At 72.4% G+C, this 11,641-nt stretch carries 7 protein-coding genes and 1 pseudogene; 6 read left to right on the top strand and 2 right to left on the bottom strand.

Going from position 1 to position 11,641, the window contains the following annotated elements; genetic code table 11:
• Positions 1-440 precede the first annotated feature (440 nt).
• From EAO71_RS39000 to EAO71_RS21270, 4 genes are all read left to right on the top strand, one after another.
• Entirely contained in the window at positions 441-3,455 is a 3,015-nt protein-coding gene (locus tag EAO71_RS39000; RefSeq protein WP_147979150.1) for a hypothetical protein, read from the top strand.
• A gap of 244 nt (positions 3,456-3,699) precedes the next feature.
• Entirely contained in the window at positions 3,700-7,086 is a 3,387-nt protein-coding gene (locus tag EAO71_RS21280; RefSeq protein ID WP_147979149.1) for a FlgD immunoglobulin-like domain containing protein, read from the top strand.
• A gap of 45 nt (positions 7,087-7,131) precedes the next feature.
• Positions 7,132-7,797: a pyridoxine/pyridoxamine 5'-phosphate oxidase gene (locus tag EAO71_RS21275; protein ID WP_410093980.1), complete on the top strand. Its 666-nt coding sequence runs from the start codon at positions 7,132-7,134 to the stop codon at positions 7,795-7,797.
• Positions 7,798-7,838: 41 nt separating this feature from the next.
• Positions 7,839-8,087, top strand: a complete 249-nt coding sequence (locus EAO71_RS21270) for an SCO4226 family nickel-binding protein (protein WP_147979147.1) — start codon at positions 7,839-7,841, stop codon at positions 8,085-8,087.
• Between the two features lie 121 nt (positions 8,088-8,208).
• Here EAO71_RS21270 and EAO71_RS21265 read toward each other — a convergent pair whose 3' ends face one another.
• Positions 8,209-10,119, bottom strand: a complete 1,911-nt coding sequence (locus tag EAO71_RS21265) for an AMP-dependent synthetase/ligase (RefSeq protein WP_399756583.1) — start codon at positions 10,117-10,119, stop codon at positions 8,209-8,211.
• Between the two features lie 205 nt (positions 10,120-10,324).
• On the opposite strand from EAO71_RS21265, the gene EAO71_RS37820 reads away from it, so the two are divergent.
• Together EAO71_RS37820 and EAO71_RS21260 are read left to right on the top strand one after the other, a co-directional pair.
• On the top strand, positions 10,325-10,486 hold the full coding sequence (locus EAO71_RS37820; protein ID WP_187282776.1) for a hypothetical protein: 162 nt from the start codon (positions 10,325-10,327) through the stop codon (positions 10,484-10,486).
• Between the two features lie 5 nt (positions 10,487-10,491).
• Complete coding sequence (locus EAO71_RS21260) at positions 10,492-11,379, top strand: MaoC/PaaZ C-terminal domain-containing protein (RefSeq protein ID WP_147979145.1); 888 nt, start codon at positions 10,492-10,494, stop codon at positions 11,377-11,379.
• Here EAO71_RS21260 and EAO71_RS21255 read toward each other — a convergent pair.
• Positions 11,348-11,641: pseudogene (locus EAO71_RS21255) on the bottom strand (TetR/AcrR family transcriptional regulator); the annotation flags it as partial. The gene EAO71_RS21260 and the pseudogene EAO71_RS21255 overlap by 32 nt on opposite strands.

The following is an 11,641-nucleotide window of genomic DNA, read 5'->3' as shown; positions in this document are numbered from 1 at the left end:
GGCGGCGGGGCCGGCGGTGGCGGCGCACAGGCCGGCGGTGATGCCGGTCGCCAGGGCGATGGCGACTGCTCTGCGCGTCTGGCGCGCGCGTGACGGTGCACGGTGATGGTTCCCCCTCCGGGAATGCCTGATCAGGCTGCGGGTGGGGGCCGACGAGACCGTCTGATCCGGCCTGTCCCCTGCGGCGCACGCCACCCGAGACGCTGATCGTAACAGTGGCCCCAGCCGTCCCGGAAGCGGGTTTCGAACTCGTTCAAACCGACAGTCGGGCGTCGTAGTCCTTCACCGGGACCGCGTGCGCCACCCGCTGGACCTCCTCGCGGATCTTCTTCGCGACCGGGACGAACACTCCCGTCAACGCGATCCAGGCCGAGGACGGCCACCTGGGCCTGTGGGCCGAGTTCGCCGCGGGTGCGTCCGGCCGGCAAGGCACGATCACCGTGTCCGACCTGGCCACCGGATCGCAGAAGGCGATCACTGTGCCGGACGGGCAGATCTGGAGCCGGGCGTACACCGCCGACATGACGGTCACGTACGCCAAGGGGGCGGACGACGTCCTGACCTCCGTGAGCATGTGGCAGGTGACCGCCGAGGGCACGACGGTGGAGCGGCCCGTCGCGGACCTGCCCGCGATTTCCGACCCGTGGGTCGTGGCCCAGGACGCCCGGGGCGCGCTCGTCGAAGCCCAGGTGGCCGGCACCACCACGGTCCGCCTCTACCTGCTCGACTACGCCACCGCCACCCTGAAGCCGCTGTCGGCCGACTTCAGGGTCGGACTCTCCTACGTCATGGGAGAGCGTCACATCGTGGCGCACGCGAGCTATGCGGACGAGGTGTTCTCCGTACCGCGCGCCGACCTCTCGGCACCCGTGGTCACCACCAAGCTGCCTGCGGCCACGGGCTCGGAGGGCCCCGGCGACTACGTCTCGGTCGTCGGAGACCGCGTGCTGTTCCAGCGCTCCCTCACCTACCCGGAGAACGGCTTCGAGCGGGGCAACGCCCTGCGGTCGATCCCGGTCGGCGGCGGCACGGTCACCGAGGTCCTGTACCGGGCCGACGAGAGCGGTCTCGCGATCACGGCCGACGGCAGCGTCCTGGCCGCCGGCGGCACCCGCGCCACCGACTGGGCCCTGCACCGGATCACCGTCGGCGACGACGGCGCGGCGAAGACGACCCTCGTCCGCAAGCTTCCGGCTTTCCCGGCGACGATGCGCGGCCTGGCCCTCGGCGGCGGACGCGTGACCTACCTCGCCGACACCGAGGCGCACGGCATGAGCGGTCTCTACGACCTGGACACCAAGGGCGTCACGCCGCCCGCCCCGAAGCTGCGGATGAAGACGTTCAACGCGGAGCAGGGCGTGGCCTCGCTCGGCGACGGCCAGTCGGTCTACTCGGAGGGCCAGCAGCTCCGCTCGCCGATCACCACCGACTCGCTGCGCGGCGCCCAGCTCCCCACGACCGCCCGGGTGGTGGACGGCGCCGGCCGGTACGCGCTCGCCCAGAACGGCACCACGAAGTACGTCGCCGACCTGGAGAACCCCAACGTCAACCTGCCGGACGTGCCGTTCACCACGGACTCGGCCGCGGCGCTGTGGGACACCAAGGTCTGGAAGCCCGCCGCCACCGCGGGCCAGGTCAACTCCTACGACCTGAAGACGAAGGTCACCTCGGCCGCGCTCGACATCAAGTCCGGCTGCAAGCCCACCGAACTCCAGGCCGTCGGCCGCTGGCTCTACTGGGCCTGCGGCGCCGACAAGGCCGGCGTCTGGGACCACCAGCTGAAGAAGAGCGTGGCCGTGCCCACCGGCGAGGCGCTGCTCGGCGACGGCTACGTCGTCCGCCACGAGGGCGACAAGCTCAGGCTCACCGACGCCGCCACCGGCGAGACCACCGACTTCGCCGACCTCCCCGCCTCCGCATCCGGCTCCGGCCGCCGCGAGACGTGGACCGTCGACAAGTTCGGCGGCGGCGTCGCCTACCTCGACGCCGCGAAGGACATCCGGGTCCGCCAGGTCCCGGTGGCCGCGCAGCCGATGACCCCCCTGAGCTCCGTCGTGCCGGCGGAGCTGTCCTTCGGCAGCCTGATCGGCCTCGAACCGGAGACCGAGTGGGAGCCCGTGTGGCGCTTCTCCCGGAAGGTCGGCCCCTGGCGCCTCACGGTCAAGGACCACAACGGCGTGGTCGTCCGCACCACGGGCGGCGACCGCGGCCAGGCAGCCGCCGTACGGACGACCTGGAACGGTCAGGACACCCAGGGCCGCGCCGTGCTCGACGGCGACTACACCTGGTCGCTGGAGGTCCTCCCGCTCGGCGGGACCGCCCCCGCCGACCAGAAGACGCTGACCGGCACCGTGCGGGTCTCGGGCAGCTCGGCCACGACGCTTCCCGGCACGTACGTCCCCCTGACGCCGACCCGGATCATGGACACCCGCAGCGGCCTCGGCGCCCCGCAGGGCAAGCTCAACGCCGACGGCGTGACCCGGGTGAAGGTGACGGGCACGGCCGGCGTCCCGGCGACGACCGTCACGGCCGTCGTCCTGAACGTCACCGCGACCAACGCGACGGCGAGCAGCTTCGTCTCCGTGTACCCGAACACCATGCCGCGCACCGCGGCCTCGAACCTGAACTTCCCGGCCGGCCGGACCGCCGCGAACCTGGTGACGGTCCCGGTGGTCAACGGCTACGTCGAGTTCTACAACAAGAACGGCGAGGTCGACCTGCTGGCGGACGTCGCCGGCTACTACACCGACCGTTGGGGCGGCGCCCTGTACCAGCCGGTCACGCCGAAGCGCCTGATGGACACCCGGGACGGCACCGGCGTCCCGAAGGCGAAGGTCGGCGCGGGCGGCACGGTCACCCTGCCGGTCACCGAGCCGGGCGTGCAGGCCGTCGTGCTCAACGTCACCGCCACCGCCCCGACGGCGACCAGCTTCGTCTCGGTCTACCCGTACGGCACCGCGCGCGGCGCGTCCAACCTCAACTTCACCGCCGGCCGCACCGTCCCCAACCTCGTCGTCGTCCCGGTCAAGGACGGCAAGGTCACCTTCTACAACCACGCCGGCACCGTCGACCTGATCGCCGACGTCGCCGGGTACTACAAGGCCGCCGGCGGCTCCCGCTTGACCGGCATGCAGCCCAAGCGGCTCATGGACACGCGCTACGGCACGGGCGTCCCCGCGGGGAAGGTGGGCGCGGGCAAGACCGTGACGCTGGAGGTCGGCACGAAGTACACGGCCGTCGTCATGAACGTGACGGCGACCGGCCCGACGGCGACCAGCTTCGTCTCGGTCTACCCGTACGGCACCACGCGCGGCGCTTCCAACCTCAACTTCACCGCCGGCCAGACCGTCCCCAACCTCGTCGTCGTGCCCGTCAAGGACGGCAAGGTCACCTTCTACAACCACGCCGGCACCGTCGACCTGATCGCCGACGTCGCCGGCTACTTCACCGGCTGACGCCCTCGGCGCGGAAGCGCCCGCACCGTGATCCGCCCCCGGGGCCGGGTCGTCCACCGCGACGACCCGGCCCCGGGGCTTTTCCGGAACCCTTTGAACGAGTTCGAAACTCTCTTCTCCCCGGATGGTGCCGCTGTTACGATCACCGTCTCGGGTGGGGTGTGCCGGAGGGGGCGGTGTGCGTGTCACGCCGCATCGGCGCCCGCCCGTCGCCTGGAACAGGCATTCACGGAGGGGATTTTCCTTGAACGCACACGTACGCACGCACCGGAAGAAAGCGCTCGCTCTCGCCACCGCCCTCGGCATCACGGCCGGGATGTGCGCCGCGACGGCGGGCACGGCGACCGCGGCCGCACCGGCCGCCGGCAACGCGACCGCCTCGGACGAGGTGGTCATCCCGGACCCGGGCCGCTTCCAGCCGCGGGGCGAGGAGCTGACGCAGGCCGGGAGCACCGGCTACGCCCACCGCCAGGAGGGCACGGCCGGCTATCTCTGGACGGACGCGGAGACCGGCGCCACCAAGCCCATCACCGAAGAACAGGCCAAGGGCCACTCGGGCCTGTACGCGAAGGTCGCGGCGGACCCCGCGGTGTCGCTCGACCGCGTCACGGTCACGGACGTCGCCACCGGGCAGGAGCGCCTCGCGCTGACGCTGCCCGCCGCTCGGCACTTCAGCGGGGCCTTCACCACCGACACCGTGGTCACGACGACCCGCTCCGACGACTTCCGCTACACCGGATTCCAGCTGCTCCAGGTCGTGGACGGCAAGACCGTCGAGCGCCCGGTGACGGGGTTCGAGGCCACCTTCGAGGAACTGCGGCTCGTCGGCCAGGACGCCGGGGGCGCGCTCTTCAGCACCTGGCAGGAGGGGCACCTCGTCGAGGGCGGCTACTACCTCGACTACGCCACCGCGACCCTCTCCCCGTGGTCGGGGAGCGAAGGCGTCGGCATCCAGCTGGGCACCGACCACCTCGGGATCTACAACTTCGTCGAGAACCGGATATCCACCGCTCCGCGGTCCCAGCCGAAGGCGAGCGTCGAGACACAGCTCCCGAAGCCGCTGGACGGCGCGACCTCGTTCGACTCGGTCGCGATCATCGGCGACTGGATCGTCCTCGCCCAGGCCGTTCCCGAGCACCGGGAATCCTTCGTCGTCGGCGAGAAGCTCCAGGCCGTACGCATCGGCACCGGCGAGGTGGTGGAGCTCCTCCCGCACGCCACCACGAAGCTCACCGCGGCCCCCGACGGCAGCCTGCTGGTGGTCGGCGGCGACAGCGCGACCGACTGGGCCGTGCGCCGCGTCAGCCTCTCCGCGAACGGCACCCCCCAGGTCGCCACCGTGCGGAAGGTGCCGCAGGTTCCCACGTACTACGCCGGGCTGGCCCTCGGCGGCGGCCGGGTCAACTACCTGAGCACGAACGTCTCCGGCATCGACACGCTGGGGCTCCACGACGTCGACACCAACCTGTCGGCCACGCCGCCGACGGCGGGTACGCCGCAGCTGCGGGCCAGGATCATCGCCCCGACGGGACAGGGGCTGTTCTCGACGGGCGACGGCGACTCCGTGTACGCCGACGGAAAGCGCCTCTACGCCCGGATCGACGCCACGACCTCCCGCACCGCCGAACTCCCGGTCTCCAACGCCCATGTGGTGGACGCGGCGGGCCGGTACGTGCTGGCCGAGAGCGGCACCACGAAGTACGTGGCCGACCTGGAGAACTACGACAGCAACGTCCCGGACGTGAAGCGCACGATCACCGACTCGGCCGCGGCCCTGTGGGACGCGAAGGTCTGGCAGCCCACCGCCACCACGGGCCAGGTCAACTCGTACAACCTCAAGACGGGGAGCACCTCCGCGCCGCTGGACCTCGGCTCCGGCTGCAAGCCCACCGAACTCCAGGCCGTCGGCCGCTGGTTGTACTGGGCCTGCGGCGCCGCCAAGGCGGGCGTCTACGACCACACGGAGAAGAAGAGCGTCACGGTCCCCACGGGCGAGGCCCTGCTCGGCGACGGCTACGTCGTACGCCACGTGGAGGACGAGCTCCAGCTCACGAACCTCCTCACGGGCGAGACCTCGCAGCTGGCCGATCTGCCGGCCGCCGCCATGGGTTCGGGCCGGCGCCAGAGCTGGACCGTGGACAAGTTCGGTTCCGGTGTCGCGTACGTCGACGCCGCGAAGAACGTCCACGTCAAGAAGGTCGGCGTGGCCGCCCAGCCGCTCGCCCCGCTCACGCACTCCGTCGAGCCGCTCACCTTCGAGGGCACCGGGGTGGAGCCGCAGGCCGCCACCTGGTCCCCCGTGTGGCGCTTCTCGAAGGCGGTGGGCTCGTGGGAGCTCCGCATCGCCAAGGGCAACGGTGAGGGCGTCCGCACCTTCACCGGCACGCAGGGCACCGGCGGCGCCGTCCGCGTGAAGTGGGACGGCAAGGACGCGCAGGGCCGTGGCGTGGAGTCCGGCCAGTACCGCTGGGAGCTGATCGCCCGTCCGCTGGACGGCACCGGCCCCGTGCACTCCTCCTTCGGCGCGTTCGACGTCAACGGCAGCTCGCTGACGACGGTGCCCGGCACGTACACCCCGGTGACCCCCACCCGCCTGATGGACACCCGTGACGGCACGGGCGTCCCGAAGGCCAAGGTCGGTCCGGGCGGCACGGTCAGCCTGCGGGTGGCCGGGAAGGCCGGCGTGCCCGCCGAAGGCGTCACGGCCGTGGTCCTCAACGTGACCGCGACCAACGCGACGGCGGACAGCTTCGTCTCCGTCTACCCGAACGACACCCGGCGCACCTCGGCCTCGAACCTCAACTTCAAGGCGGGGCGGACCGTCCCGAACCTGGTGACGGTGCCCGTGGTCAACGGCTACGTCGAGTTCTACAACAAGAGCGGTTCGGTCGACCTGCTGGCGGACGTCTCCGGCTACTACGCCGAGGGCACGGCCGGTTCGGAGTACCAGCCGGTCACGCCGAAGCGCCTGATGGACACCCGTGAGGGCACCGGCGTCCCGAAGGCCAAGGTCGGCGCGGGCGGCACCGTCACGCTGCCCGTCACCGAGCCCGGCGTGACCGCGGTCGCGCTGAACGTCACCGCGACCAACCCGACGGCGACGAGCTTCGTGTCGGTCTACCCGTACGGCACCGCGCGCGGCGCGTCGAACCTCAACTTCGTCGCCGGCCAGACCGTCCCCAACCTGGTGATCGTCCCGGTCAAGGACGGCAAGGTCACCTTCTACAACCACGCGGGCACCGTCGACCTGATCGCCGACGTCGCCGGCTACTACAAGGACGGCACCGGTTCCGTCTTCACCGGCATGCAGCCCAAGCGCGTGCTCGACACCCGCACCGGCACCGGCGTACCGGCCGGGAAGGTCGGCACGGGCAAGACCGTGACGCTGACCGTCGGCACGAAGTACACGGCCGTCGTCATGAACGTGACGGCGACCGAGCCGACCGCCGCCGGCTTCGTCTCGGTCTACCCGTACGGCACGACGCGCACGGCCTCGAACCTCAACTTCGTCGCCGGCCAGACCGTCCCGAACCTCGTCGTCGTGCCCGTCAAGGACGGCAAGGTCACCTTCTACAACCACACGGGCACCGTCCACCTGATCGCCGACGTCGCCGGGTACTTCACCGGCTGACACCCCCACCGCACCACCGGGCCGCGGGGCCTCATGATGAACGCCATGAACGAGTCGCGTTTTCACGAGGCCCTGCGGTCCTTGCGTGTCTGGGACACCGCGCTGCCGGAGTTCCGCACCGCCGACGCCCCGGCCGATCCGCTCGGCCTCTTCCACGCGTGGTTCACGGCCGCGGCCGAGGCCGGGGAGGTGGAGCCGCACGTGATGTCGCTGGCCACCGTCGACGAGGCGGGGCGCCCCGACGTGCGGATGCTGATGCTGCACGGCGCGGACGGGCGCGGCTGGCACTTCGCCTCGCACGCCACCAGCGCCAAGGGCCGCCAGCTGGCCGCCCGGCCCGAGGCCGCGCTCGGCTTCTACTGGCCGCGCGAGGGCCGCCAGGTCCGGGTGCGCGGGCGGGTGACGACCGGGACGGCCGAGGAGGCGTACGCGGACCTGCACGCCCGGTCGACCGGGGCGCTGGCCTCCGCGCTGGTGGGGCGGCAGAGCGAGGTGCTGCCGTCGACGGAGGTGCTGGCCGAGGCGAGCGCCGCGGCCTGGGAACGGGCCCGGGCGGAGCCGGAGGCCGCCTCGGACACCTGGACGCTGTACGTCCTGGAGCCGGCCGAGGTCGAGTTCTTCCAGGGCGACGAGCGGCGCCGCCACGTCCGGCTGCGCTACCGCCGCGACGACGCGTCGTCCCCCTGGACGCGCGAGCTGCTCTGGCCCTGACCGGGGCGCGAGCGCACCATGAGAGGAGGAGGTGGAGCGACATGGGTACGTTCATGGATGTCCACCACGACATGGTGGGCATCACCGAGGAGCAGCTCCGGGAGGTCCACGCGGCCGACCTCGCCATCGAGAAGGACGAGGGCGTGCACTTCAAACAGGCGTGGGCCGACCCCGAGTCCGGCACGGTGTACTGCCTCTCCACCGGGCCCTCCGCCGCCGCGGTCCAGCGCGTCCACGCCCGCACCGGCCACGCCGCCGACGAGATCCACGAGGTGCCCCTCTCGGTGTGAGCCGCCCGCAGGGAGTTTCCTGCCGGGCTCCGACGCCCCGCTCCCGGCCGGCCGGGGCGCGCGCGCCGGTCCGCCTCCTCGCGCCCGGCCCGTCGAGGGCGCGTGACGGGCTCCGCGCCCGTCACCCCTCGCGCAGCTCGTGCCCCTCGTACATCGACTCCACCTCCCGTGCGAAGTCCCGCAGCACCGCGCCCCGCTTCAGTTTGAGCGAGGGCGTCAGATGGCCGCTGCTCTCGGTGAACTCCGTGGTCAGCACCCGGAACATCCGGATCGACTCCGCCCGCGACACCAGCCGGTTGGCCTCGTCGACCGCCCGCTGGAGAGCCGCGAGCAGTTCCTCGTCCCGTGCCAGCTCCCACAGCGCGATGTGGTCCTTCTTCCGCATCCGCCGCCAGTGGACCAGGCCCTCGTGATCGAGGGTGATCAGGGCGGTGATGTACGGGCGGTTGTCGCCCAGGACCATGCACTGGCCGACCAGCGGATGGGCGCGGAGCCAGTCCTCCAGCGGGGCCGGGGTGACGTTCTTGCCGGCCGAGGTGATCAGGATGTCCTTCTTGCGGCCGGTGATCCGCAGGTAGCCGTCCTCGTCGAGGGAGCCCAGGTCGCCGGTGGGGAACCAGCCCTCGTCCGTGTAGGGCAGCGCCACCCCGCGCTGGGAGTCCCAGTAGCCGGCGAAGACGTGGCCGCCCTTGAGCCAGACCTCTCCGTCGGCGGCGATCCGTACCGCCGTGCCGGGCAGGGGCCAGCCGACCGTGCCGGTGCGCGGGCGCTGCGGCGGGGTGACCGTGGAGGCGGCGGTCGTCTCGGTGAGCCCGTACCCCTCGTAGACCTCGACGCCGGCGCCCGCGAAGAACTCCGCCAGCCGCGCCCCGAGCGGCGAGCCGCCGCAGACCGCGTACCGGACCCGGCCGCCGAGCGCCGCTCTGATCCGCCGGTAGACCAGCGGGTCGTAGAGCGCGCGGGCCGCCCGCAGGCCGAGGGAGGGGTCGTCGGTGTGGCCGTAGCGGCGGGCGACGCGGGCCGCACGGTCGAAGGAGGAGGTCCGGCCGAGCCGTTCGGCGGTGGCACGGGCGTTGTTGTAGACCTTCTCCAGGACGTACGGGATGGCCACCAGGAACGTGGGCCGGAAGGCCGCCAGGTCGGTCAGCAGGTCGTCGCCGTCGATGGAGGGCGCGTGCCCGATCCGCACCCGCGCGCGGACGCAGCCGATCGCCACCATCCGGCCGAAGACGTGGGACAGCGGCAGGAACAGCAGGGTGGAGGCCGGCTCCTTGCTGATCGTCTTGAAGACCGGGTGCAGCAGCTCGGTCGCGTTGTCCACCTCGGCGAAGAAGTTGGCGTGGGTGAGGGCGCAGCCCTTGGGCCGGCCGGTGGTGCCCGAGGTGTAGATCAGGGTGGCGAGGGTCTCGGGCGTGAGCAGTCCGCGGCGTACGGTCACCACCTCGTCGGGGATGCGGGCCCCGGCCTTGCGCAGGTGGTCGACGGCGCCCGCCTCGAAGACCCACAGGTGGGCGAGGCCGGGGAGCTGGCGCCGTTCGGTGGAGACCATCCGGGCCTGGGCCATGTCCTCCACGACGCAGGCGGCGGCCCCGGAGTCCTGCAGGATCCAGCGGGCCTGGAAGGCGGATGACGTGGGGTAGACCGGGACGGTGATCAGCCCCGCGGCCCAGGCGGCGAAGTCGAGCAGGGTCCACTCGTAGGTGGTGCGCGCCATCAGGGCGATCCGGTCGCCGGGCCGTAGCCCCTGGGCGATCAACCCCTTGGCGACGGAGTGGACTTCGGCGGCGAAGGCGGAGGCGGTGACGTCCTCCCAGGTGCCGTCCTGCCGCTTGCGGCCGAAGACGACGGCGTCCGGGGCCTCGCGGGCGTTCCGGTACGGGATGTCGGCGAGCGAACCGCGCTGCACCCGGGGGACGAGCGGCGGTACGGAGACCTCCCGCACCCTTCCGTCGACCAGCGTCTTGCTCGGCTCGACGGGCGGGATGCTTGCGGCGGTGGCGACGGGCACGTGCGGCTCCTCGGTCGTCGAGATGAACTGAGGTCGTGCGTCGGTACGTGGCCCCCGGGCGGGCGCGGCGGCCGGGGGTGAAGTGGCGTGCCACTCAGGGGCGTTGCTCCAGGGCGGTGTCACGATACGGCCCCGGGGGCCGCCGGTTCGGCGACATCTCGACCCACCTCCTGACTCTCAAGTAACCTTACTTCTCGGTAAATCTAAGACCAGGCAGGGAGTCCGGACAATGGCCGACCGCTATCTGCACCTCACCGCCACGACTGGCCGCCCGATGAACGCGCCGTCCGAGGGCGGCCTCCCCGTCGACGTCGCCGGGACGACGGCCCACCCGGGCGCGGTCGACGGCCAGGGGGTCCGCGTCTGCGGCCAGAGCCTGCCGGGAGCGTGAGCACCATGGGCGACCTCATCCCGCTCGCCGCGGCCGTGGCCCGCTCCCCCTTCCGTAAGGTCCGCCCGGAGGCCCGGCCGCCGGGGACCCGCGTCACCCTCGGCCCCCGGCCGATCGATCGGGACCACCTCGCCGCCTACGCACGGATCTGCGGCTTCCGGACCACCGGGCACTCCGACGAGGCCGGCGCGGCGGGCGGCCCCGGCCGCAAGGCTCCGCTGCCGCCGACGTATCCGCACGTCCTCGGCTTCCCGGCCGCGATGCGGCTGATGACGGCACGGGACTTCCCGCTGCCGCTGCTGGGCCTGGTCCACACCTGGATCACGATCACCCGTCATGCCCCGCTCACCGCGGACGACCGCCCCGGGATCACCGTCCACACCGCGTCCCTGTCCCCGCACCGCCGGGGCACCGAGGCCACGCTGGTGACCGAGGCCCGGCTGGACGGCCAGCTGGTCTGGGAGTCGCGCAGCGGCTACCTGGCCCGCCACGCACGGCCCGAGGGTGCCCCGGACGAGGACCCGTCCCCGCGGCAGGTGCCGCCGGACGTCCCGCTGCCCGAGACCGCCTCCTGGGACCTCGCGGCGGACCTGGGCCGGCGCTACGGCGCCGTGTCCGGCGACCGCAACCCCATCCACCTCCACCCGCTCACCGCCCGCGCCTTCGGCTTCCCCCGGGCGATCGCGCACGGCATGTGGACCTTCGCCCGCTGCCTGGCCGAACGGGACCCGGACGGCGAACACCCCTACGCGCAGGCCGCGTTCAAGGCGCCTGTCCTGCTGCCCGGCACGGTGTCCTACGCGGCGGACGGGCAGGGCCGCTTCCAGCTCAGGCGCGGGGAACGCCTGCATCTGACGGGCTTCAGCGGGGAGACCAGCGCTCGCTGTTCATGAGGTTGCCGAGACCCGCCCAGGAGAAGTTCATCAGCGTCGCCGCCGCCTCCCAGGCCGTCATGCCCGGCGTCTCGTTGGCCCAGCCGGCCAGCGACTCCGCCGCCCCGACCAGGGCCTGGGAGAGACCGGCCACGTCCCGTTCGGCCAGTTCCGGATCGCGGTGCGTCACCCGGTGGGTCTCCTTCGCCGCCGCGCCGATCACCGTCGTCACGTAGGCCACGATCTCGGCCCGCATCTGGGCGGCCTCGCTGGCGAACGGCTC

This window comes from Streptomyces sp. MS191, assembly GCF_008042125.1.
GTDB lineage: Bacteria > Actinomycetota > Actinomycetes > Streptomycetales > Streptomycetaceae > Streptomyces.
The sequence above is the reverse complement of the archived record's forward strand: the minus strand, read 5'-3'. Positions and strand labels throughout refer to the sequence as shown.